The sequence below is a fragment of the Providencia sp. UF-183 genome (assembly GCF_058246155.1).
Window position 1 is genome coordinate 26,153 of the sequence record NZ_JBSICD010000013.1, and the last position, 25,989, is coordinate 52,141.

The 25,989-nt window shown below is 41.4% G+C and carries 17 protein-coding genes; 10 read left to right on the top strand and 7 right to left on the bottom strand.

Going from position 1 to position 25,989, the window contains the following annotated elements; all coding sequences use genetic code 11:
* Window positions 1-34: 34 nt before the first annotated feature.
* The gene (locus AC4IFT_RS13120; protein WP_490751534.1) at window positions 35-2,248 is read left to right on the top strand and encodes a calcium-binding protein; all 2,214 of its coding nucleotides are present in this window, start codon (window positions 35-37) and stop codon (window positions 2,246-2,248) included.
* 60 nt (window positions 2,249-2,308) lie between these two features.
* Here the strand turns inward: AC4IFT_RS13120 and AC4IFT_RS13125 are convergent, their stop codons facing one another.
* The 4 genes from AC4IFT_RS13125 to pncB form a co-directional block, all read right to left on the bottom strand.
* Window positions 2,309-3,499 (bottom strand): amino acid aminotransferase, encoded by a 1,191-nt coding sequence (locus AC4IFT_RS13125; protein WP_490751535.1) that lies wholly within the window; start codon window positions 3,497-3,499, stop codon window positions 2,309-2,311.
* A gap of 433 nt (window positions 3,500-3,932) precedes the next feature.
* Window positions 3,933-5,039: a porin gene (locus AC4IFT_RS13130; RefSeq protein ID WP_272516342.1), complete on the bottom strand. Its 1,107-nt coding sequence runs from the start codon at window positions 5,037-5,039 to the stop codon at window positions 3,933-3,935.
* Window positions 5,040-5,616: 577 nt separating this feature from the next.
* The gene (gene asnS / locus AC4IFT_RS13135) at window positions 5,617-7,017 is read right to left on the bottom strand and encodes an asparagine--tRNA ligase (protein ID WP_219249237.1); all 1,401 of its coding nucleotides are present in this window, start codon (window positions 7,015-7,017) and stop codon (window positions 5,617-5,619) included.
* 493 nt (window positions 7,018-7,510) lie between these two features.
* On the bottom strand, window positions 7,511-8,725 hold the full coding sequence (gene pncB, locus AC4IFT_RS13140; RefSeq protein ID WP_490751536.1) for a nicotinate phosphoribosyltransferase: 1,215 nt from the start codon (window positions 8,723-8,725) through the stop codon (window positions 7,511-7,513).
* 468 nt (window positions 8,726-9,193) lie between these two features.
* Here pncB and pepN point away from each other — a divergent pair, with 468 nt between their 5' ends.
* The 3 genes from pepN (at window position 9,194) to AC4IFT_RS13155 (ending at window position 13,936) form a co-directional block, all read left to right on the top strand.
* Entirely contained in the window at window positions 9,194-11,812 is a 2,619-nt protein-coding gene (pepN, locus tag AC4IFT_RS13145) for an aminopeptidase N (protein ID WP_490751537.1), read from the top strand.
* 317 nt (window positions 11,813-12,129) lie between these two features.
* Window positions 12,130-13,140 carry a quinone-dependent dihydroorotate dehydrogenase gene (pyrD, locus tag AC4IFT_RS13150; protein ID WP_273804745.1) on the top strand — a complete coding sequence of 337 codons (1,011 nt, stop codon included), beginning with the start codon at window positions 12,130-12,132 and terminating at the stop codon, window positions 13,138-13,140.
* Window positions 13,141-13,390: 250 nt separating this feature from the next.
* A complete protein-coding gene (locus AC4IFT_RS13155) occupies window positions 13,391-13,936 on the top strand; it encodes a cell division protein ZapC (protein ID WP_490751538.1) in 546 nt (181 codons plus the stop codon).
* A 138-nt stretch (window positions 13,937-14,074) separates the two neighbouring features.
* Here AC4IFT_RS13155 and AC4IFT_RS13160 read toward each other — a convergent pair whose 3' ends face one another.
* Window positions 14,075-15,190, bottom strand: coding sequence for a YcbX family protein (locus AC4IFT_RS13160; protein ID WP_490751539.1), 1,116 nt, complete (start codon window positions 15,188-15,190; stop codon window positions 14,075-14,077).
* A 98-nt stretch (window positions 15,191-15,288) separates the two neighbouring features.
* Between AC4IFT_RS13160 and rlmKL the strand changes: the two genes are divergently transcribed.
* The 6 genes from rlmKL (at window position 15,289) to rmf (ending at window position 23,354) form a co-directional block, all read left to right on the top strand.
* Window positions 15,289-17,397 carry a bifunctional 23S rRNA (guanine(2069)-N(7))-methyltransferase RlmK/23S rRNA (guanine(2445)-N(2))-methyltransferase RlmL gene (gene rlmKL, locus AC4IFT_RS13165; protein WP_490751540.1) on the top strand — a complete coding sequence of 703 codons (2,109 nt, stop codon included), beginning with the start codon at window positions 15,289-15,291 and terminating at the stop codon, window positions 17,395-17,397.
* 12 nt (window positions 17,398-17,409) lie between these two features.
* A complete protein-coding gene (locus AC4IFT_RS13170; RefSeq protein WP_490736090.1) occupies window positions 17,410-19,317 on the top strand; it encodes an ABC transporter ATP-binding protein in 1,908 nt (635 codons plus the stop codon).
* 32 nt (window positions 19,318-19,349) lie between these two features.
* Window positions 19,350-20,624 carry a membrane integrity-associated transporter subunit PqiA gene (gene pqiA, locus AC4IFT_RS13175; RefSeq protein WP_490736088.1) on the top strand — a complete coding sequence of 425 codons (1,275 nt, stop codon included), beginning with the start codon at window positions 19,350-19,352 and terminating at the stop codon, window positions 20,622-20,624.
* Window positions 20,621-22,270 (top strand): intermembrane transport protein PqiB, encoded by a 1,650-nt coding sequence (pqiB, locus tag AC4IFT_RS13180; RefSeq protein ID WP_490736086.1) that lies wholly within the window; start codon window positions 20,621-20,623, stop codon window positions 22,268-22,270. Before pqiA ends, pqiB begins: the two co-directional genes overlap by 4 nt.
* Window positions 22,270-22,824: a membrane integrity-associated transporter subunit PqiC gene (gene pqiC, locus AC4IFT_RS13185; RefSeq protein ID WP_490736084.1), complete on the top strand. Its 555-nt coding sequence runs from the start codon at window positions 22,270-22,272 to the stop codon at window positions 22,822-22,824. The genes pqiB and pqiC overlap by 1 nt, the downstream gene beginning before the upstream one ends.
* 359 nt (window positions 22,825-23,183) lie before the next feature.
* Window positions 23,184-23,354 carry a ribosome modulation factor gene (rmf, locus tag AC4IFT_RS13190; protein WP_219249215.1) on the top strand — a complete coding sequence of 57 codons (171 nt, stop codon included), beginning with the start codon at window positions 23,184-23,186 and terminating at the stop codon, window positions 23,352-23,354.
* Window positions 23,355-23,483: 129 nt separating this feature from the next.
* On the opposite strand, the gene fabA is transcribed toward rmf, so the two are convergent.
* A complete protein-coding gene (gene fabA, locus AC4IFT_RS13195; RefSeq protein ID WP_490736081.1) occupies window positions 23,484-24,002 on the bottom strand; it encodes a bifunctional 3-hydroxydecanoyl-ACP dehydratase/trans-2-decenoyl-ACP isomerase in 519 nt (172 codons plus the stop codon).
* A 96-nt stretch (window positions 24,003-24,098) separates the two neighbouring features.
* Window positions 24,099-25,835: an AAA family ATPase gene (locus tag AC4IFT_RS13200; protein WP_490751541.1), complete on the bottom strand. Its 1,737-nt coding sequence runs from the start codon at window positions 25,833-25,835 to the stop codon at window positions 24,099-24,101.
* Window positions 25,836-25,989: the final 154 nt, after the last annotated feature.

Genomic DNA, 25,989 nt, shown 5'->3' on the forward strand with positions numbered 1-25,989 from the left:
CCATAATAGGGTTGTCAATATTTATGAAGATACCGTGTCTAGCAGTGTTGTGAATTTGGATTATGAACTGAGTGAAATAAATAGTGTTTATGTGGATGGAAATAATCTGGTATTAGAAATAGCGATGCCAGTGATGAACTTTAATGGAAAGGAACTAGCTAATTTTTATGGATACATGACAATAAATTTAAATAATGTATATGTTGATTCAAATGAAGGTAAAAAACTTAATCATAATTATCAAATTAGAACTAGAGATGGTTTTTTACTTAATAGTAAACTTAAAGATATAGATGATCAGTCAATAAGGAAGATAAAGGAAAATATATTTGATATTACCTATTTACAATCATTTGATCAGGAGGCAATGGGTAATGAAAAATCGGTATATATATCGACTTCAGATTCTGCAATGATTTTAAATCAAAATAGAACATATGCTAAACCAAGTTGGGGAGATTTTAAATGGCTAGGTCTTGCTGAGGGGGTAACATATGAGGGAAGCTCAAGTAATGATGTGCTCAATTATGTTTCGGGGGGAAATAATATTAAGGTCAGCTTAGGCCAAGATATTTATCGGTTGGATAATATTGAACTTTATCAGCAGGACATTGTTTTTGATTTTTCTACGGTAAGAGGTTTGTATGGTGAAAATGATAAAGTGGTTTTATTGCTCCCAACAATTAATGCCTTTGAACTGCAAATGGATGGATCTAAAATTGTTTCAAAAGACAGGTTTAATATCACAAAATTCTCTATTGGCTTAGAAAACTTTGATGAAAGTATGCAACATGCGGTTGTTATCCAAGATAAATATAGCAATTTGTTTAAGGTTAATTTACGAAAAGGTCAATGTGCCATTACGCCGATAGTACCGATAAACAAAGAAACTGATGGCTCAGATACAATTGTTTTACCGAAAGGCTATATAGCAAAAAATGGGTTAATTAATGGCCTAGACGGGGATGATGCTATTATAAATTATAGCTCTCATGTGAGCTTTATATCGGGTGGCTTAGGCGATGATATAATCACCAGCGCTGGAGAATTTAATGTTTTATATGGTGGCGCTGGGGAAAATGAACTCACAGGAGGAGGCGGGGATGATTTACTGCTTTCCAGTACTGGTTTTGATACCTTGCAAGGCGGAAAAGGGGATGACCATTATTTAATTGATGGTGGCCAAACTGGCCTTGTATATATTGATGACCTAGAAGGTAATAACCATATTCACTTAATTAATTTTATAAATAATGCAATTACCCAAGAAAAGGACGGTGTGATTTATCACCGTTATTTATCACCAGCAGGTAAGATTGTTGTCGTCAAAAGAACATCAACTGACAAAAACCAAATTCATTTATATTCTGCTTCCTCGGATCATCTAGGATCGTTAATGCAAGGTGGGATGGATAAGCTCTTTAATGACCTTCGTTCTCGTTTTTTAGAAGAAAAAAGAATGGGAAATAATGACTGGAAACCTATTTTTGCCCTTGATCGTGAATTAAACGGAATTGCATCGCAAAGCCGTGTTGCCATTAATATAGAAAATATCCAGTTAACGCTCTCAGACCGAAATGACGTACAAACATTTAAAGAAATAGAGATAGAGTCCCCTTGGCTTGTCGACTCGTTAGAGGGGAATGATGTGGTTTTTGATGAGAGTAAACAAGGCAGGATCATCAAAGGAGGGAAAGGCAATGATAAGTTAATCACTTTAGGTGGCGAGAATGTTCTTTGTGGCGGCAGAGGGAACGATCAATTAGTAGGGGGAGAAAATGGCGATTTGCTTATTTCTGCACAAGGTGAAGATAGACTTTCGGGCGGCAAAGGCAATGATGTATACCTTGTATATGGTGATGGCGAGGGAGACGTGAATATTCATGATATTGAAGGTAATAACCATGTTTATCTGATTAACTTTAAACCAGATAGCATGAACGACGTGCTTATCTCACAAGGTATTACCAAAACATCGATTCAATCGACTACAGGAAAGTGGGTGCATATTCATCATCAAAACCATTTAATGTCGACGGTTAACCAGACGAACATTCAGTTTCATCATAAAGCCCATGAAAGTTGGCGAGACAAGTCTGAGCAAACCGTTGATAAACTGACCCAATTAATGGTTGAGCAACGTTATGAGTATGAAAGTACATCAGATAATGCGTTAAAAACAGCGTTAGCAGAAAAACACCTGACACATTTTGAATGGGTAGACCATTTAGTGAACGCTAAAATTTAGCGTTATTGAAAAAGGCACTCAGTGAGTGCCTTTTTGCTTTTGCTATCGTGTTTCGAAAACTTATAACACTTTCACGATGGCATCACACAGTGGAACCATGTTTTCTAAAGTCAGACCTGCCACGTTAATACGCCCAGAACTCACCGCATAGATACCAAATTCGCTACGTAGACGCTCTACCTGCTCTTTTGTTAGGCCACTAAAGGAGAACATACCATTTTGGTTGATAATGAAGCTGAAATCTTGTTTAGCGCCTTTTTCTTCCAAGGTTTTCACTAGCAGCTGACGCATGCGTTTAATACGCTCACGCATTGCTGTTAATTCTTGGATCCATTCTGCTTTTAACGCGTCATCAGAAAGGATGGTGGTGACTACTGCCGCACCGTGTGCTGGAGGGTTAGAGTAGTTTGCACGGATGACCGCTTTTGCTTGGCTAAATGCGCGCTCTGCGTTATCGCTATCTTTTGCGATAATTGTGCAAGCACCAACACGTTCGTTATATAAACCGAAGTTTTTCGAGAATGAGCTAGCAACAATCATTTCAGGGTTGTTTTTGGTGAAGATACGCAGGCCTTCAGCGTCTTCGTCTAAGCCTTTTGCAAAGCCTTGGTAAGCAAAGTCAAAAACAGGTAGTAAGCCTTTGTCTGCACACAGTGTAGCCAGTTTTGCCCATTGTTCGGCTGTTGGGTCAATCCCTGTTGGGTTATGGCAGCAGCCATGCAGAACAATCACATCACCTGCGATTGCAGAAGATAAGCTGTTTAACATGCCATCGAAATCCATGCCATGTTTTGCTGCATCGTAGTAGTTATAGGTTAAAACTTCTAAGCCAGCCGCTTCAAAAATATTTTTGTGGTTAGGCCACGTTGGGTTGCTTATCCAAACACGTTTTGCATTGGTTTGTTTCGCAATAAAATCAGCCGCGATACGTAAGGCACCTGTACCGCCCGGAGCTTGCGCTGTGCGTGCACGTTTTGAGGTGACAATTTCATGTTGTGCACCGAATAACAATTCTTGTGTTACACGGCCAAATTCTGGCATTCCGCTAATCGCAAGATAGTTTTTGGTGTTTTCGTTATCTAGCAGGAATTTTTCTGCTTTTTTGACGGTATCAAGCACAGGGGTTTTCCCTGATTCGTCTTTGTAGACGCCAATACCTAAGTTAATTTTATTATCGCGGGGATCAGCACGGAAACTATCAGCAAGACCTAAAATTGGGTCAGCGGGGGCAGAAGTAATTTTCTCAAACATGTTGTCGATTCCAAAGCTCGGTTGTGGTACCTAACACCAACCTGTGTGGTGAGGCAAAGTAAGGGGGGTTATGGCAACCTTACCTGTCAGATGCCCCATACAACGGGTTAATGCTGGGTATAGCTGAAAACGGGTTTAGTCGAACGAGTCGAGTAATCAGGTTAACGTGTGAAAGGGGTTTTGCCAACCGTTTTACGAAAAATTGGCGAGATCTTGTGAGCTAGGTAGGAATTGCATGTAATCCAACCAGAAATATCCATAAAGGTGGTGAATTTACCTGTCTTATCGATGATTTGGGTTGATAACTGGGAAGGTGAACAGGTTTTGAGGTTGGTATAACAAGGGGATGTATAACGTAGAAATAAAAAAGCAGCGCCGAAGCGCTGCTTGCAAAAACATGTTACCGTTTTCTCGATTATCAGTTAACTGATAATTAGAATTGGTAGATCAGACCTAAACCAACTACGTTATCAGTGTTGATACCGTTTTTGGAATTTTTAGTGAAATCGTTGTCTTTTAACAGGTTGATTTTGTAATCAACAACTGCAGACATGTTTTTGTTGAAGTAGTAGTAAGAACCTACAGATACATATTTCAGGATATCTTTGTTACCGTAGCCTGGCAGGTCTTTACCTTTAGACTGAACGTAAGCAACAGATGGCTTCAGACCAAAGTCGAACAGGTACTGAGCTACTAACTCAACGTTTTGAGTTTTGTTAGCGATGAAATCTTTGCTACCGTAGTGAGTCATGTTCAGAGTCTCACCATACATTGCAGCTAAGTAAACATTGTTAGCGTCGAATTTACCACCAACGTTCCATGCTTGAGCACGGTCACCACGAGCTTGGCTAGTTTTTTGGTTTTCAGTACGAGCCGAGTTAGAATAACCACCACCCAGAGTTACGCCCCAACCTAAGTTATAAGCTGTTGAGAAACCGTAACCGTCACCGTTGTTTTTGTAAACATCAGTAACACCTGATTTGTTAGTTTCGGTATTTTTACCTTGATATTGCAGAGCAAAGCTCAGGCCATCAACATAACCGAAAGCATCGCTGTTGCGGTAAGTTAATAAGTTACGGTTACGACCAGTCATGAATGTATCAGTCTGAGCCATAGAATCGCCGCCCCATAAAGGCAGAACGTCTGTCCAAGCTGCAGTATCGTATACAACACCGTAGTTACGGCCGTAGTCGATTGAACCGAAATCAGCAAATTTCAGACCCGCGTATGCTAAACGGTTTTTGTTGGTGTTGTTGTCTTCACCTTTGTTGGTTTTAGTTTCCCACTCGAAGCGACCAAAACCAGTCAGTTGATCAGTGATTTGAGTATCACCTTTAACGCCTAAACGAACACGTGAATCATCACCATCTTCGCTTTTAGTTCCGTTGCTGCCTTTGCCGTCTGCAAAGTAGTGACGAACGTCAACTTTACCGTAAACGTCTAACTTGTTGCCGTCTTTGTTGTATACTTCAGCTGCGTTTGCTGCACCAGCAGCTAACAGAGCTGGGATAACCATTGCAAGAATATTGCGTTTCATCATTATTATTACCCTCATTGGTGTTATTCGGACACCTGCCACTGCCAAAAATAATTCGCAAAAATAATTGGAACTATTTATGAGAGATTAGTGTCGTCTATGTCGGCGACCAGTGTTCCATTGCTAAATAAATTTATCTACCCTCAAAGTGCTACAAAATCAAAGATTCTGAAACAAATGGTAACTAGATGTTTCTAAATGTAAAAAATAGAGTGAAAAATAACCACTCATCGTACCAGTTTAAAAAATATTACAAAATTTAGGGAACTTTTTTGATAGACAATTTGAGCTTTTTTTGAGCAACTTAGATAAATTTCACTGAAGATTTCTGGTTGGAAAAAAACAAAGATGAAGCAAAAAAGCAGATTATTCTTAGCAATATCAATGTTGGTGCAATATAACGGGAAATTATAAGGCAATAACGTAAAAAATGTGATCTGTTTATCAGAAGACTGAAATTAAATGTAACGAGATGAGATAGTTATGAAGTGAAAGTATCTCAGAGCTTAATAATCACGAGCCAACGTGTGCTGGCTCGTGATTTTATTGCATTAATACAGAAAACACAGAAAAGCAGAAATTAGAATGCTGCGTTTCTTGGAGTACGTGGGAATGGGATCACTTCACGGACGTTACCGACGCCAGTTACATAGGCAACTAAGCGCTCAAAACCAAGGCCGAAACCGGAATGAGGCACAGTGCCATAACGGCGCAGATCACGGTACCACCAGTAATCTTCTTTATTCATACCCATTTCTGCAAGGCGTGCATCTAACATGTCCAAACGCTCTTCACGTTGTGAACCACCGATGATTTCACCAATACCCGGTGCAAGGACATCCATCGCAGCAACGGTTTTACCGTCCTCATTGAGGCGCATATAGAAAGCTTTGATGTCTTTCGGGTAGTTTTTCACCACGACAGGCGCTTTAAAGTGCTGCTCAGCAAGGTAGCGCTCATGTTCAGAAGACATATCGACACCCCAGTAAACTGGGTTTTCGAATTTCTGACCGCAGGTCTCAAGGATTTTGATCGCATCAGTGTAATCCACTTGCGCGAAATCAGAGTTAACAAAGCTTTCTAAGCGAGTGATAACGTCTTTATCAACGCGTTGTGCAAAGAACTCTAAATCATCACGACGTTCTGTCAGTGCCGCTTTAAATGCAAATTTCAGCATTTTTTCGGCAAGGCCTGCCACATCATCTAAGTTTGCAAACGCAACTTCTGGCTCAACCATCCAAAATTCCGCCAAGTGACGGCTGGTGTTGGAGTTTTCAGCACGGAATGTTGGGCCGAAGGTGTACACTTTGCTCAGTGCGGTTGCGTAGGCTTCCCCATTTAGCTGGCCAGAAACCGTTAAGAAGGCTTCGCGACCAAAGAAATCTTCGCTGAAATCCACTTCACCTTTATCATTACGTGGCAAGTTGTTGTAGTCCAGTGTAGAAACACGGAACATTTCACCTGCACCTTCGGTATCTGAAGCGGTAATGATTGGGGTTGAAACCCAGAAGTAACCTTGTTCATCAAAGAAGCGGTGGATAGCTTGCGCTAAAGTATGACGAACACGTGCAACCGCACCAATTAAGTTAGTGCGTGGGCGCAGGTGTGCTGCATCACGTAAGAATTCAACGCTATGGCGTTTTGCCGCCATTGGGTAAGTGTCAGGGTCTTCAACCCAACCAACGACTTTAACCGCAGTAGCTTCTAATTCAAATGATTGACCTTGACCCGGAGACTCTTTTACCGTGCCCGTGACTTCAACGGAACAACCTGTGGTGAGATGCAGGACTTCGTCATTATAATTCGGTAAATTATTATTAATGATAGCCTGTAACGGATTAAAGCATGAGCCGTCATAAACGGCGAGGAAAGAAAAACCAGCATTTGAATCTCTCCTTGTACGTACCCAGCCTTGAACGGTGACTTCAGAGCCTACCGCCACACGGCCTTGCAGTACGTCGACTACAGGCGCTACTATCATATAATTCACTCTCTTCATATTTAATAATATCTACTTTGACTATCTCAATCCGTCATACTTCGAGCCGTAGATGCGTTGGCTTCACAAACCGACCCTAGTCACATACTTGTGTATGCTCCTAGGGCTCATTTTGCTTGCCGCCTTCCTACAACTCGAATTATTTAGGATGCCATTCAAATTGTATTAAAACCACTTCGTTCATTGTATTGCAGCGTTCTTTATTAAGGCGCAAAACAAGGCGTGTATGACGGTTAAAATAGTTAAGTAGGGATATACTTACGAAATCCCATATTTCAGGGGCCAAAGCTCTATGTTACTTGCCATTTGTTAGGAAACAAGTAAAAAATCGCGATAAATAATTTCAGTGGAATCGAACGATTATTTTAGAGCTCAAAAACTATAGTAATAGTAAGTGAATAAAAGAAAAAGCGGGTTTTTTAGCCCAGCACAAGAAAAGTGCAGATTCTTGTGCTGAGTGAAGGAAAATAGGGGATTAACAGGCTTTTTCCATTTTAGGCAGGTCAAAGGCTTTTCTGAGTTGATTAACGAATTCATCATCCTCACAAATTGTTTTGCCAGGGCTATCAGATAACTTAGCAACGGGCTTCCCATTACATTCAACTAACTTGATCACAATATTCAACGGCGTGACGTGAGGAATATTGCAGGTTAGTCTTGTCCCAATCCCAAATACGAGATTAATACGCTGATGAAAATAGCGATATAAGTCGAGTGCCTTTTGTAAATCTAAGCTATCAGAGAAAACCAGTGTTTTGCTCATCGGGTCAATGCCCAACTTTTCATAGTGGGCAATGGCTTTCTCACCCCATTCGATAGGGTCACCTGAATCGTGGCGTAATCCTTGGTAGCGCTTCGCAAAATTGACATCAAAGTCGCGCAAGAAAGCATCCATGGTGATACAGTCAGTTAACGCTATTCCAAGGTGGTCAGGGTATTCATCTAACCAGCTTTGCAGGGCTTCACGTTGGCTGTTTGCTAGCTCTGGGCTAATCTGCTGGTGTGCTTGAAACCATTCGTGTGCTTGTGTGCCTACTGGGATTAAATCAAGCACATGGGCCAGTTGGTAGTTACTGGTGCCTATAAGGTAAGGAAACTCGTTTTTCAGCATGGAAACAATGGCAGATTGCACCGCGTAAGAAAAACGGCGGCGAGTGCCGAAATCCATTAATTTAAAGCCAGATAAGTCTAGTTTGTCTTCATTGGCTTGCGCATAGAAAACGGTTAACAGTTTTCTCAGCTGATTAACGGCATCTTCAGGCGTGATTTCAGGGTGTCTATCTCGCTGCACAATTTCACTAACAAGTGCAAGCAGCGGGACTTCCCACATGATCACTTCACGCCAAGGGCCGCTAATGCGAATGGTAAGTTGCCCATCGTGATTAGATGAAACAGCAACTTGCTCAGGTTTAAAGCGGAACGTTTTTAGCCAAGTGAGGTAATCTTCTTGGAAAAAAGGTAAGCGGCGTAGAAATGTGAACTCATCGTCAGTCAGGGACAAATGTTCCATCAACTGAACTTGTTGCCTGATTTCATTGGCGTAGACGCCTAGGAGTTCACTGCTACGACAGCGGAACTCAGCAACAACCGGTACGTGGTAGTATCGGTGGAAAACAGCCTGCTGCATATGAAGCTTGTAAGCATCGGTATCGAGCAGTGATGTAATAATCGGTGTAGCGTCTAAATTCATGGCGCGCAGACATCCTCGCGGAGCTTATCTACTTATATTTAGCAATTTGCTAAATCGTTAAAGTTGCAAAAGTATACCCACTTTAACAAAAGATAGAAGCGTTATTCTACCTGTCGGTATTGTCGGGGCATATTCAGCTTAATTTGCTCATTTGCGTTCATGTAAAGCCGTTGTATCGGGTAAACCTATTTTGAAACTAGCATGACTAATGTTTTAGATACAAAACGATTAATCATGAAAAGATACTAACATGTCGCGAAAGATTTGATAGTACTATAGCACCAACAAACAAACGAATTTATAACAAAACAGTGACTAATAAATATGAGCACGTAACATTGAACAGAAAATAGATAACATTATTTGATGAAAATGTTTCTCAAATCCGTTCACATTACGGTGTCTTATAGTATTGTATAAAGCAGCGAAGTAGTGCGATATCGAATATAACGAATTAAAAGGTTACTTATGACCCAGCTAAGACAAGCGAAATATCGTCAGGATTATCAAGCACCTGATTATACGATTACAGAGATTGACCTCGATTTTAACCTTGATCCTGTCAAGACAGTAGTAACCGCAGTGAGTCAGGTAAAGCGCATTAATCCCCAATCATCAACCCTTGAATTACATGGCGAAGATTTATCATTAGTCAGTATCGAAATTGATGGAAAAGCATGGAGCGATTATCAACAAACTGAAGGTAAGCTGATTATTAAATCATTACCTGAATCTTTTACGTTGCGTATCGTGAATGAAATTAGCCCTGAAAAAAATACAGCGTTAGAAGGTTTGTATGTATCGGGTGATGCGTTATGTACGCAATGTGAGGCAGAAGGTTTCCGCCACATTACTTTTTACCAAGACCGCCCTGATGTATTAGCGCGTTACACCACAACCATTACAGCAGATAAAGCACGTTATCCTTATCTTTTATCCAATGGTAATCGCATTGCAGAGGGCGAATTAGAAAATGGCCGCCATTGGGTTAAGTGGGAAGACCCATTCCCAAAACCAAGCTATTTATTTGCAGTGGTCGCCGGTGATTTTGATGTATTAAAAGATATTTTTGTCACCCGCAGTGGTCGTGAAGTGGCACTAGAACTGTTTGTTGATAAGGGTAATTTAGACCGTGCTCCATGGGCGATGCAGTCGCTAAAAAATGCCATGAAATGGGATGAAGAGCGTTTCGGTTTAGAGTATGACCTTGATATTTATATGATTGTCGCCGTTGATTTCTTCAATATGGGGGCAATGGAAAACAAAGGCTTGAACGTCTTTAACTCCAAATATGTATTAGCCAAAAGTGATACAGCCACAGATAAAGACTATTTGAATATTGAGTCTGTGATTGGCCATGAGTATTTTCATAACTGGACGGGCAACCGTATTACTTGCCGTGACTGGTTCCAATTGAGCTTAAAAGAGGGCCTAACGGTTTTCCGTGACCAAGAATTTAGCTCGGATTTAGGTTCCCGCTCAGTTAACCGAATTAATAATGTCAAAGTGATGCGTTCGGCACAATTTGCGGAAGATGCAAGCCCAATGGCTCACCCAATTCGCCCTGAAAAAGTAATAGAAATGAATAACTTCTATACGTTAACAGTGTACGAAAAAGGGTCTGAAGTTATTCGGATGATCCACACATTACTTGGCGAAGAAATGTTCCAAGCCGGTATACAGTTGTATGTTCATCGCCATGATGGTAGCGCTGCCACCTGTGATGATTTTGTACAAGCAATGGAAGATGCTTCAAATGTCGACTTGTCTTTATTCCGCCGCTGGTATAGCCAATCAGGTACACCAGTATTAACGGTGCGTGATGAATATTCGCCTGAAAAACAGCAATATACATTGCATGTTAGTCAAATGACGCCTCCGACATTAGACCAAACAGAAAAACTGGCTCTGCATATTCCTCTGGATATTGAGTTATATGATGAGGAAGGGGCGGTAATTCCATTAAAACGTGATGGTAGCCCAGTAAACTCAGTGCTTAATATCACCCAAGAAACTCAATCTTTTGTGTTTGATGAGGTTGCAACTCGCCCTGTGCCGTCTTTATTACGCGAATTTTCTGCGCCAGTTAAGTTAGATTATAACTATACGGATGAGCAATTAGCGTTTTTGATGCAACATGCAAGCAACGAGTTTTCCCGTTGGGATGCGGCTCAGCAGTTGATCAACAACTATGCAAAAATCAATGTCACGAAGTTCCAAAAAGGTGAAGAACTTGTTTTGCCTGAATCAGTCGTTGATGCTTTCCGTGCCGTTTTATTGAGTGAATCAATTGATCCTGCGCTTGCAGCCTTGATCTTAACGCTGCCTTCAGAAAATGAAATTGCAGAACTCTTTGCAGTTATCGATCCTGTTGCTATCCATGAAGTGATCAACTTTATTCACCATCGATTAGCGAATGAGATGTCGGATGAATTTCTGACAGTCTATCGTTCGATTAACATTGAAGGTTATCGAGTTGATCATCAAGATATTGCCAAACGATCGTTACGAAATGTTTGTTTGCAATATTTAGCGTCGAACGACGATGCAGCGATGGCGAATAAGCTGGTCGAAGAACAGTATAAAAATGCAGATAACATGACGGATTCACTGGCAGCCCTCACAGCCGCCAATGAAGCACAACTGCCTTGCCACGCACAATTGATGACTGATTTTGATGAACGCTGGCACCACGATGGGTTGGTGATGGATAAATGGTTTACATTGCAAGGTTCAAACCCAGCAAAAGGCACGTTATCAAATGTGCGTAAGCTGTTAAATCACCGTTCATTCAGTATGAGTAATCCGAACCGTGTTCGTTCATTAGTGGGTGCTTTCACGGCAGGTAACCCAGTTAATTTCCATGCAGAGGACAGTAGCGGTTATCAGTTCCTGTATGAAATTTTGGTGGATTTGAATACGCGTAACCCGCAAGTTGCTTCTCGCTTGATTGAACCACTCATTCGTTTAAAACGTTATGATGAAAAACGCCAAGCTCAAATGCGTAAAGTGTTAGAGCAATTAAAAGAACTCGATAATTTATCGGGGGATTTATTTGAAAAAATTACCAAGGCGTTAGAAAGTTAATTAGCCTCACAGGTATATATAAGAAGACCCCTGAACGCTGTTTAGGGGTTTTCTTTTTCAACGAACATGCCATTGCGGCAAGCCATATTCAGCTGATATCAAGCCTACTTTAATACAGTAATTCAACTAAACGCACTTTTATTGATTTTTTCATGGCACATTTGCGGCCAAATAGGGTAGTCTATAGCGCGTTTTATCCGACGAAACATCGCTTGCACTTCCATGTTCACCAAAGCTTAATCGCGGGGGGCGTTTGGGTGCGCGCGACATGATGTCTTTCTTCTTGAAACGCACTAGCAGAATATAGGTTATTGGATATGTTATATCACCTTGCCCGCAAGGCACTATTCCAGTTCGACCCCGAAAAAGCGCATGAAATGACTTTTCGCCAGCTTCAACGTTTAAACCATTCTCCTTTTCAATGTCTGATCCGCCAATCTGTAGCGACCAAACCAACCCAATGCATGGGACTTTCGTTTAAAAACCCACTGGGGCTTGCCGCGGGGTTGGATAAAGACGGTGAATGTATTGATGCATTTGGTGCAATGGGCTTTGGTTTTGTAGAAATTGGTACTGTGACACCTCGTCCCCAATCAGGAAATGATAAGCCAAGACTTTTTCGCTTAGTTGAAGCGGAAGGGATCATTAACCGAATGGGGTTTAATAATAAGGGTGTTGATAACCTTGTTGAGAATGTCAAAAAATCTAATTATGGTGGAATAATTGGTATTAATATTGGCAAAAATAAAGATACGCCAGTTGAACAAGGCAAAGATGATTACCTTATTTGTATGGATAAGGTGTATGCGCATGCGGGTTATATTGCTATTAATATTTCATCACCAAATACACCAGGTTTGCGTTCATTGCAATACGGCGAAGCGCTCGATGATTTATTAAGTGGTATAAAAGCAAAGCAATTAGAACTTCAATCGTTACACAATAAATATGTTCCTGTTGCTGTTAAAGTAGCCCCTGATTTATCTGAAGAAGAAATTATTCAAGTTACAGATAGCCTAGTTAGGCATAATATTGATGGTGTTATTGCGACGAATACCACGTTAGACCGTTCTCTTGTTCAAGGGTTGAATCACTGTAATGAAATGGGTGGATTAAGCGGGCGACCTGTTCAATTAAAAAGTACCGAAGTGATTAAACTTATTTCGCGTGAATTAAATGGCAAACTTCCGATTATTGGTGTGGGAGGAATTGATTCATTAACCGCAGCGCGTGAAAAAATGGATGCGGGTGCTTCATTAATTCAAATTTACTCTGGTTTTATTTATCATGGACCAAGATTAATTAAAGATATTGTCAATCATATCTAGTAAATTGTAAATTTACTTAACAAGGGGGTTTCTTTATGCCCCCTTTTAAACTATATTGCTAATAGTGGCTATTTTTATATCAATTTTATTTCAATTTCAGCGAATGTGTTATTCGATAATAACATTATTCGGTTGTCTGCAAGGCGAATTATTTAGCGTATAAAAGTTAGCTGTAGAGTAAATTTAAGAAAGATCGTATTGATGATCGTTCTTATATATATTTACCGTTAAATCGCTAAAGGATCCGTTTATGAATATTAAACCTGATGATCATTGGCGTTGGTATTTTGATCATGACCATGACAGGGTGATGTTAGATCTCGCCAACGGCATGATATTTCGTTCATGTTTTCCAGCTAAAATGCTGACGGTATTTGCTCGTAATGAAATGCCATTTAGTATAGAGGATGCTGGGGAATTTTATTTGTTTGATGAGCAAGCTAAACGATTAAATATTACACAAGAAGAACGTGCTGAATTGGTGCTTAATAGTCTTGTTGCTTATCGCTTTTTAAAACCGCAGATGCCCAAAAGTTGGTATTTTTCTTCATTTCACGCGATTAATACGCCGAAGCAAGGGCAAATTATTCAGGTGTGTTTAGAAAACAGCCATCATTATTCCACATTTATTATTGCGGAAGCGGGTTCTTGTGCCAGTTTGTGTTTATTGGCTGAACCGGTGTTGGAATTAGCTGATCGTGTTTTAAGATTTTGTGATCCAATTAAGATCATGAATGATCGTATGCTTGAATATTCATCTAGAGCTAAACGACAGTTATATGGAAATGTAATTTGATTGATCGTGTGAGATCGCATCGAAAAAAGAATGAATAAAATTTCTATTATTACGATGGATTGATAATTTGGTTGGTGGAATTTTAACACCGTCATAATTTAAAATTACAGATGGTGTTAAAGATCCTTAAATTGAATTTTACTTAAATGCTAATTTTAGCGCTGTTTTAGGAATACAACTGCAGGCTAATATATAACCATTTTCCCTAATTGCGCTCTGTTTTAATGGTGTTACTTCACCAGACACTAATTTAATTTTACACCGTCCACAAATACCCGCTCGACATGAATAGGGAATATTTAAACCGTGGGATTCAAGTTGTTCAAGGATCACATTTTGGTTATCACCCTCATATTCGGTTCCGTCGAAAACTAAGCTGACTTTGTTAATTTGAGATTGCGTATTTTGCACAGAAAGGTCGCTTTCTCTTTCTTGCATCAAATATTGTTTGGCGGTTTTAGTTTCTAATACAGTTAAGGCATCGCCAACACGAATAACACCTGTATTCTGAATTATCACATTTTGCCCGAAATCGACATCACCTTTTTCATCTGAGCGGAACGTTTGTAATGTCGCTAATGGCTCACTATTGGGGTGTTTAATGCCTTTTTCTGGACTAACGGTCGTGAGGATACAGCGGCTGCAAGGGCGGTCTAAAGTAAAGACAACATCACCAATTTGAATGGTTTTCCATGTGTCTTCTTCAAACGGTTTTGCGCCCGTAATAATTAAGTTGCCGCGAAATTGCTCGAGTTTAATACTGGCAGGGCAACGGCGTTGTAATTCTTGAACCGATGCTTCATTAATTAATAGAAAAGGGTAGCCATCAGCAAATGACATCGGTACGTCTTGGTATTCTTTTACGCGACGAGAAAGCTGTGGGCTTAGCCAACGTAATTGAACTGGCTCATCAAAAAAGGTGCTTAACCAGCTATTTATTGTTTCTGGTGCAATGAGCGAATGAAAATGATTGCCCCAAACTTCAGTAGGGCTCTGCTTCTCGTTAAAGTCCTGATACAATACTGTCGCACTTTCGCCATTAGGCGCTCGAAGATGGAGTCCATTGTTGAGCATCACTGGTGTAAACAGTAACATTTGCGGGTATTTTCTCGCCGTAATAAATTTACCTTCCAGCGTGGTTATCATAAAATTACGATCAAAAGTCAAACCGCTAATATCAGCGAAGGCATGAGATAAACGCACCCCTCTCATGGATTTTACTGGGTGTGTATAAAGGCGCGAAAGCGTGATCATTTTTTAATCCTTATAATTGTGCGCAGCAACTTTATGACAACTGCATAAGATTAGCTATAATGCGCAACAATTTTTCATCGAAATCGGTAACAAATACTATGAATTTTCTGTTTGCCAGCACAGCTCGTGGCCTAGAAGAACTACTGAAAACGGAACTGGAAGCACTCGGTGCCAGCCAGTGTAAAGTGACCCAAGGGGGCGTCTATTTTCAGGCCGATGAACGGGGCATGTACCAAAGCTTACTGTGGAGTCGGCTGGCATCGCGTATTTTATTGCCTTTGAATGATTTTGATGTCTACAGTGACTTGGATTTATACCTTGGTGTACAGGCGATTGACTGGTCAGAAATTTTTTCTGTAAATGATACGTTTGTGGTGCATTTTACAGGGACTAACGAAGAAATTCGCAATAGCCAATATGGCGCCTTAAAAGTGAAAGATGCCATCGTTGATAGCTTCGTTCGCAAGTTAGATCAGCGCCCTGATGTTGCTCGTCAACAGGCGGACATTCGCATTAATGTGTACCTGAATAAAGAAAAAGCGAGTGTAGCATTAGATTTAAGTGGTGATTCACTGCACATTCGCGGCTACCGTGACTTAGCAGGGCAAGCCCCATTAAAAGAAACGTTAGCCGCTGCAATTATTAACCGCTCAGGTTGGCAGCAAGGTACGCCATTAGTTGACCCAATGTGTGGTTCGGGGACGTTATTAATCGAAGCTGCCATGATGGCAACAGATAAAGCGCCTGGTTTACATCGTAACCACTGGGGCTTTTATGCATGGTCGAAATTTAATGCCGAATTATGGCGCGAGCTAACCACGGAAGCACAAGTGCGTTTCCGCCAAGGTTTAAAAGAGAACACTTCACGTTTTTATGGCTTTGATATTGATAAACGGGTACTGGAAATGGCGCGAGCAAATGCGCGTCGTGCAGGCCTTCAAGATGTCATTACCTTTAACCAAGGTGATGCGGCTGCGTTGGAAAACCCGGTTAAAACAGAAGCAGTGGGAACGATTATCAGTAACCCACCATATGGTGAACGTTTAGAAAGTGAACCGGCGTTAATTGCGCTACACAGCCAATTAGGCCGCGTCGTGAAAGCGCGTTTCCCTGGTTGGCGTTTATCGATTTTCAGTGCTTCACCTGAATTATTAAGCTGTTTGCAATTACGTTCAGAGCGCGAGTTCAAAGCAAAAAACGGCCCATTAGATTGTGTACAGAAAAATTACCAATTAGCGGCTACGCCTTCTGAAACGGTTGCAGAAATCTCCCCTGACTTTGCTAACCGTTTACGTAAGAATTTGAAAAAGTTAACTAAGTGGGCAAAACAACAGGGTATTGAAAGCTATCGCGTCTATGATGCTGATTTGCCTGAATATAATGTTGCGGTCGATATTTATGGCGACAAAGTGGTCATCCAAGAATATGCGCCACCAAAAACGGTGGATGAGCGTAAAGCACGCCAGCGTTTATTTGACGTGATCACTGCGACCATGAACGTGTTAGAACTGTCATCAAATCAATTGGTACTGAAAACGCGTCAACGCCAAAAAGGCAAACAGCAATACGAAAAACTGGCACAAAAAGACGATTTCTTCTTAGTGCAAGAATACAATGCCAAAATGCTGGTTAATCTAACTGATTACCTCGATACAGGGTTATTTTTAGACCACCGTATTGCGCGTCGTATGTTAGGGGAGATGAGCAAAGGTGCTGATTTCTTAAACTTATTCTGCTATACAGGTACAGCAACGGTACATGCAGGTTTAGGCGGCGCGAAAAGCACAACATCGGTCGATATGTCCCGTACTTACCTTGAATGGGCAGAGAAAAACTTACAAGCGAATGGGTTAACGGGGCGTCAACATCGCTTAATTCAAGCAGATTGCTTAGGTTGGTTAGCAAATAGCGATGAGCAATTTGATCTGATCTTTATTGATCCGCCAACATTCTCAAACTCAAAACGCATGGATGGCACGTTTGATGTGCAACGTGACCATGTGCAACTGATTACATATTTAAAACGACTATTACGCCGCGGCGGAACCGTGATGTTCTCAAACAACAAACGCGGTTTCAAAATGGATATGGAAGCAATCGCGGAGTTAGGACTACAAGCACAAGAAATCACTGCGAAAACGCTTTCTGAAGATTTTGCACGTAATCGTCAAATTCATAACTGCTGGTTAATTCGCCACGCAGAGTAAAGGATAGAATCAATGGCTTTAATTAATTTATCGGGTGCATACCTTTCGTTCAGTGATGCGCCATTACTTGATAATACTGAAATTCATATTGAAGATAACGAGCGCGTCTGCTTGGTCGGCCGAAACGGTGCGGGTAAATCAACCCTGATGCGTGTGCTGACGAAAGAACAACCTTTAGATGATGGCCAACTGATTTACGAGCAGGATTTAGTTGTTGCGCGCTTGCAGCAAGATCCGCCGCGTAATGTGGAAGGCACTATTTTTGATTTCGTTGCAGAAGGTGTTGCGGAGCAAGCGCAATACCTGAAGGATTATCATCATATTGCTAAAGTGGTGGAAGAAGATCCTAGCGAAAAAAACTTAAATAAAATGGCTGAATTACAAGAAGTGCTTGATAACCGTAATTTATGGTTATTGGATTCTCGTATCAGCGATGTACTGAAAAAATTGGGCTTACCTGCGGATGCGGAACTTTCTTCCCTTTCTGGGGGATGGTTACGTAAAGCGGCGCTGGGGCGTGCATTAGTGAGCAACCCACGTGTTTTATTCTTAGATGAGCCAACGAACCACTTAGATATTGAAACTATTTTGTGGTTGGAAAACTTCCTTAAAGATTTCCAAGGCAGCATTGTATTTATTTCCCATGACCGTTCATTTATTCGTAACATGGCAACCCGTATTATCGATTTAGACCGCGGGCAACTCGCCTCATGGCCGGGTACATACGATGATTATTTGATCAGTAAAGAAGAAGCCTTGCGCGTTGAAGAAATGCAAAATGCGGAATTCGATAAAAAACTGGCTCAAGAAGAAGCGTGGATCCGCCAAGGCATTAAAGCGCGTCGTACTCGTAATGAAGGTCGTGTTCGTGCTCTAAAAGCACTGCGTGTTGAGCGTTCAGAGCGCCGTGAAGTGATGGGAACCGCCAAAATGCAAGTGGGTGAAGCCGCTCGCTCGGGTAAAATTGTTTTTGAAATGGAAAACGTTAATTACCAAATCGATAATAAAGTGTTGGTAAGCGATTTTTCTGCCCAGGTGATGCGTGGCGACAAAATCGCATTAGTTGGGCCAAATGGTTGCGGTAAAACCACACTGTTACGTTTAATGCTGGGTGATTTACAAGCGGATAGCGGGCGTGTGCACTGTGGTACAAAACTTGAAGTGGCTTATTTTGACCAACACCGCGCAGCATTAGACCCAGATAAAACTGTTATGGACAACCTAGCGGAAGGTAAGCAGGAAGTGATGGTCAATGGCAAGCCGCGCCATGTATTAGGCTATTTGCAAGACTTTATGTTCCCACCAAAACGTGCAATGACCCCAGTCAGAGCCTTATCTGGCGGTGAGCGTAATCGGTTATTATTAGCTCGATTATTCTTAAAACCAAGTAACTTACTGATCCTCGATGAACCGACCAACGACCTTGATGTCGAAACATTAGAATTACTTGAGGAGTTAGTGGATGGTTACCAAGGAACCGTTCTGTTGGTGAGCCATGACCGTGAATTCGTCGATAATAGCGTAACAGAATGCTGGATCTTTGAAGGCGATGGCGTGATCAACCGTTTTGTGGGCGGTTATTTTGATGCTCAAAAGCAAAGAGCACAAACCGTGAGTTTGGAAGCCAAACAAACGAGTAAAGTGGCAGCGCAAGAAAAAACGGCAAAACCGAAAGAAGCGGCAAAGCGACCAAATAAACTCAGTTATAATTTATTGCGTGAGTTGGAACAGTTGCCTGCGAAACTTGAGCAATTGGAAACGGAAATTGAAGCGTTACAAGCTAAAGTTGGCGATGCTGATTTCTTCAATCAACCTCACGATGTTACTGAGCAAACATTGAGCCAGTTATCGGCAAAAGAAACCGAGCTGGAGCAAGCGTTTGACCGCTGGCAAGAGCTTGAATTGCTTAAAAATGGTTGAGTAAATTGATAAATTAGAGGAGCGAATATTCTTTGTGTACCCATGAGTCTCATGAACATGTGCTTTGTCCTCAGTGCGATATGCTGGTTGCGGTTCCAGAATTGGAACAAGGTAGTAAAGCAACTTGCCCGCGTTGTGAGACCACATTAGTTTCAAAGTGGCGATATCCGTATAAGCAGCCTGCTGCTTATGCGTTTAGTGCGTTGATCATGCTATTCATCGCGTGCTTATTTCCTTTTGTGAAAATGAGCGCGGCGGGTATTGAAAACGAAATTTCGCTTTTTCAAATTATCGAAATTATTGCCTCAACGCGTTATAGCGGTTTAGCACTATTCTTCTTGTTCTTCTCCTTAATCATACCGGCCTTTTGTATGGTCACCATTATCCTTTTAGGGTTGCAAGTTCACATTCCTAAAGGAATTAAAGTGGTGATCACACGGATTTTATTCCAAATGAAAGCCTGGTGTATGGCGGAGATTTTTTTAGCGGGCGTTTTAGTCAGTTTTGTCAAACTGATTGCCTATGGCGATATTGGCATTGGCCTAAGCTTTTTACCTTACTGTGTATTTTGTATGTTACAGGTGAGGGCATTCCAATGCTTAGATAGGCACTGGTTATGGAATCGCATTGAAGCGGCACCAAAATTAGCACGCCCGTTAAAAGTCGGTCAAACAGGCATTAGCCAAAATATACGTTTATGTTTGGTCTGTACTGCGATTTTGCCGGCTGAGCAATCTAAATGCCCACGCTGTCATTCTCGTGGCAGTGTGCGTAAGCACCAAAGTTTACAATGGACAATGGCGCTGCTCGTAACATCGATTATGTTATATATTCCTGCAAATGTGTTGCCGATGATGACGACTAATACACTCGGGAGCGGTTTAAACTCCACCATTATTGATGGGGTTATTTTGTTATGGGGGGATGGTTCGTACCCTGTGGCAATGGTTATCTTTATTGCCAGTATCATGGTTCCTACGTTAAAAATGATTGGTATTGCTTGGTTATGCCTTGATTCGCAAGGTTATGGCAACCGCGATCCACATCGTATGCATTTTATTTATGAGCTGGTGGAGTATGTCGGTCGTTGGTCAATGATTGACGTATTTGTGATTACGATTTTGGCCTCTTTAGTCCAAATGGGGCAGTTAATGAGCATCGTTCCTGCGGTGGGGATTATTTTCTTTGGTGTTGTCGTGATTTTAACGATGTTTGCGGCGATGACATTTGACCCTCGATTGACTTGGGATCGTTGTGATGCGAAAAATGCAGTGAATACTGCTGAACAAGAAGGAGCCATCGGGTGACCTCACAAGAAACACCACAGGCTAATGCCAAAGTCAGTAAGCTAAAAAGCTGGTCACCTGTATGGGTGATCCCAATTGTCACCATTTTACTTGGTGCATGGGTCTTATTTTACCACTTTAGTAACCAAGGCCCAGAAGTGACGTTGATCACTTACAATGCCGAAGGAATCGAAGCAGGTAAAACGAAAATTAAAAGCCGCAGTGTCGATATCGGCGTTGTGGAAAGTGTAACGTTAGATGACAATTTTAGTCGCGTTATCATAAAAGCCCGTTTAAATAATGAAATGAAAGAGTTACTTCGTACTGACTCGGCATTTTGGATTGTTAAACCAACAATAGGGCGTGATGGTGTAACGGGCTTAGGGACGTTACTTTCAGGGGCTTATATTGAGCTTCAACCGGGGCTTGCGGCAAAAGAACACTTTGAATTCACTTTATTAGATACACCACCTTTGGCTTCCCCTGATGCCAAGGGGATCCGCGTTATTTTAGCCAGTGATAAAGCGGGGCAGCTCAATCCGGGCGATCCTGTCTTATTCCGCGGTTACCGAGTGGGTTCCGTCGAAACCAGTAATTTCGACATGGATAAGCGCGACATGCGCTATCAATTATTCATTAACGCTCCGTACGATAAGCTTGTGAGCTCGAATGTGCGCTTCTGGAAAGACAGCGGTATCGCTTTCGATATGTCATCTCAGGGAGTACATGTTGAGATGGGCTCAATTGCCACTTTATTAACGGGTGGGGTGAGTTTTGATGTTCCTGAAGGGTGGGTACCGGGCGCGAATGTTAAGGAAAATGCAGAGTTTGAACTGTTTGATAACCAAAGCAGCATTCAAAACTCACTGTATACCCAGTACCAAGACTTTGTACTCTTTTTCTCTGATTCCGTGCGTGGCTTACAACCGGGGGCCCCTGTTGAATTCCGAGGTATCCGTTTAGGAACCGTTGCACAGGTTCCGTTCTATACAGCGGGTCTAGATCAATCACTGGACAATGACTTTAGAATTCCGGTCCTTATTCATATTGAACCTGAGCGTTTCTCTAAAGACGTTGGTGCGAATTTTAATTTAAAAAATGAATTAAAACTGGCGATGCAGGGTGGGCTTAGAGCATCATTAAAATCAGGTAATTTACTGACGGGTGCACTATTCGTTGATTTAGACTTCGTACCAAATGCTGAGCCGTATAAAGGCCCGACAGTGGTTGCTGGGTATAAAATTATCCCAACAACCAGCGGTGGTTTAGCTCAGATTCAGCAAAAAGTTATCGCAGTGCTGGATAAAATCAACAATATGCCAATTGAGCCTATGTTGAACCAAACCACACAAACGTTAGCTGAAGGGCAAAAAGTGGTTAAAGAAGCCAATGCGATGCTCGTTGAGTTGAATAAAGTCATGGCGAGCAAAGAGTTCCAAAACTTACCGCATGACTTGCAAAAAACATTGCAAGAAATGAACCGTGCAATGCAAGGCTTCCAGCCAGGTTCACCTGCCTATAATAAGATGGTGGATAATATGCAGCGATTAGACCAAGTCTTGAGAGAAGTTCAGCCGTTGCTAAGAACGTTAAACAATAAGAGTAATGCATTAGTCTTTGAAGCCGAACCGACGAAGGATGTACAGCCGAAAGGAGTTAAAAAATAATGAGATATCTGATATCGATATTTGTTTTGTTGTTGGCAGCGTGTAGTAGCACACCTGAAAAAATGTATTATCAATTGCCAATAAACGCTTCTAAAACGCAATCAGCAGAGGTGATGGATAAAGGACAGGTCTGGTTGCAGCGCATCATGCTATCGGATGTATTGACGTCTAACGGTATTACTTACCAAACAACTGACGTGAGTTACACCAATGCGAGCACTCACTTATGGGCAAGTCCACTGGAGCAACAACTTGGGCAGTCAATGGTGAGTGAATTATCAGCAGCACTGCCTGAAAAGTTAGTTTCGTTGCAGCCTTTACAAAATTCACCTGATACTTTGGATATCACCCTTACGGCTTTTAATGGCCGTTATGATGGAAAGGTACTTATTCAGGGATTTTGGACGTACTCACAGGATAAAAATGTGATCCGTCGTAATTTTGATATCCAGTTGGATCAACAGGAAGATGGTTATCCTGAACTAGTCCGTACATTGGCAGTGGGCTGGCAGCAAGTTGCTAAAGGGATTGCTGAAGAAGTCAATAAACACTAATTAATCATCATTTAGTTAGTTTTCTAAGTGCACTTTAGGTATGCGTAGTTACGACTATTACCTGAGGTGCATTTTTTTTGCATTAGAAATTCTGTTTAAACACCCTTTTAGGATAGTCTTAAAAATAGTCGATTTTGGTTATTCTAAAATGATGATTATTAAAGAGATATTTTTGAAATTTAATAAATTCAGATAGTTGGCGTAAATGAGCTATACAAGTCACACTTATGCTAATTATGACAAATATATGAAAATCTTTACTTGATTTTCTGTTCGGTGGGCGCTATTTCTATAGTGTACCTATTAAGAAATAGTAGGTGCTGTTTTCTTTTCCATTTAAATGATGAGGGAAGTAAGGCATGAAAAGACAGAAGCGAGACCGTTTAGAAAGAGCTTTATCAAGAGGTTATCAAGCAGGTTTAGCAGGGCGCTCTAAAGAGTTGTGTCCGTATCAGGCTATAGATGCTCGTTCGCATTGGCTAGGTGGTTGGCGTAAAGCGATGGAGGATCGAACCGTAGCCGTTGTTTAATCCCACTATTATCTGATCTTTTAGGTTAAATAACCTGCCTGTCTTTTTGAACCATTTGCGGGTTTTTAAATTAAAAGTGTCAATCAATTTAAGAACCTCCGCGATTGCGGAGGTTTGCATTTCAGTAACTTAGAAAGCGCTGGTATCTTTGAATAAGCCTACTTTTAAGTCTGTTGCGGTATAAATTGATTTACCGTCAACTAACACTTCGCCATCCGCTAAGCCCATAATCAGTTTGCGGTTAATCACGCGTTTAAAACTGATACGGTAGGTGACTTTTTTCGCTGTTGGCAGAACTTGGCCTGTGAATTTAACTTCACCCACACCTAAAGCACGGCCTTTGCCTTCGCCACCCAGCCAGCCAAGGTAAAAACCAACTAACTGCCACATAGCATCAAGGCCTAAACAGCCTGGCATAACTGGGTCATTCGTAAAATGACAGCCAAAGAACCAAAGTTCAGGATTAATATCGAGCTCAGCTTCGACATAACCTTTACCAAAGGTGCCACCATCTTCAGTCATTTTGACGATGCGATCCATCATCAACATGTTCCCTGATGGTAGTGGAGGACCATTTTCCCCAAATAACTCGCCTTTTCCAGAAGCAATTAAATCATCTTTTGTGTAGGACTCGCGTTTATCAACCATGTTCTTCAGATAGCCTTTATTATGTGTAGGGGTACAGGATAGCTTACACTTGTACGCTGAACAACTCCGATCTGCTATTTTTTACGCAATCTTTACTTAACTCATCCACTTCAAGAACCAAGGAAGTCTGGCTTTATCAGGGGAATTTGCTTGGTTAATACGTTCTTGAATTAAAGCTAACAAGTGTACATTATCTTCTTCCACTTGCTGTTCAAAGTAAGGCTGCTTCGTTAACAGTGTAATGGCTTGAGCAACATGTTCGACAGGCCAAATATGGAATTGACCTGCTTTTACGGCCTCAACCACTTCCGCTTTGGTGCATAAATGACGCACGTTAGCCATGGGGATAATGACACCTTGCTCGCCCGTTAAACCACGTTTTTCACAAATATCGAAGAAGCCTTCAATTTTCTCATTAACGCCACCGATAGGTTGCACATAACCAAACTGGTCAACAGCACCCGTCACTGCAATTTGCTGATCAATAGGTTGTAATGCCAAGGCGCTGATTAACGCACACAGTTCAGCGAGGGAGGCACTATCACCATCAACTTCACCATATGACTGCTCAAAAACAATTGATGCTGAGAATGGCTGAGGTTGCTCCAGTTTCAACTCATAGTTTAAGTAGGCTTGCATAATCATCATACCTTTGGCATGAATATTACCGCCAAGCTCTGCTTTACGTTCAACATCTGTAAACTCACCATCACCCAAGTGAGCGACGCAAGTAATGCGTGATGGTTCACCAATCGCTTCAGGGTGACCGGGATACTGTAAGACAGACAATCCATTGATTTGACCGATCACTTCGCCTTCAGTTTTAACAAAAATTTGTTCTTGTAAAATATCATCTTGTGTACGTTCAGCCAGAAAACTATGTCGCCATAAGCGATTTTCAATTGCTTTGGTAAAAGATTCTAACGTAAGCAACCCGTCGATTGCGTAATGGGATGCATCCATCAAGCTGCGAGTTAACCAAGGCGTATCGAGTGGTAGATTGAATTTATCTTCACAGTAACGTGTTGCTTGCTGAATAAATGGGATCCATCCATCGGCTGCAATATTCGGTAATGAATTTTTTTCTATAATGGATTTGATATAACTCATCCATAGTAACAATTGTTCTTCATCTTCGAAGAACATGACTGGTTCATATTCACCATAAATAGCGCTATCAAAGATCTCTGGCGCACTATATTCAAGTTCTTCTAACGCGAGCCTATCCCCAACAACCACTATTTTAAGTTCAAGAGGCTGAGGTTCTATACTAATAGGCAGTGGCTGATTTTCAGAGTAGGGTAACCATTCTAATTGACGGCGGTTAACCATATTTTTAAGGCGGTTCCACATAAGTGGTTGACTAATTAATGCATTTGCGGCGATGACAAGCACACCACCATTGACTTGGTGAAGTAGACCCGGTACGAGTTGCAATGATGGGGTAACATAACCAAATAATTGCTCTGGTTCTACCCAATGGCGATAAGCAATAGGTTGCTGAGTTGAAAAACGGCTTTTAATACCGCTTTTCCACTGAAAAGCGTGCTTATCTTCAGATAATTGATAATCACCATCAATGACGGGTGTGTTTTCTAGTAATGAGCTAATTGTATTTGCATAAGTGCAAAGATATTCCTCACTTTCATCAGATTTGATAAACATAAAGCGAGTGTGAGCTAACTCTTTAACGAAACGCTGCATTCCATCAAACAACCGTGGTTGAGTATCGGAAAATGTTGCGGAGTTCAGAGATCCTGAAGAAACAAAATGTGTCTGAAATGACGATAAATTAGGAATTAGGCCTTGCCATGTTAGTTCTTGACTGATCACTATGATTATCTGCTATTAATAGAGTTATAAACGAAATGCCTGCCAATTAGCTGGGCGCATGTACTTGATTGTGTTTATGTGGTCAATTGACCATTTGTGTTGTTTGTTTTATAAACGATTTTCAAGCCAGTAAATTACCCAGTGGGCAAGATGG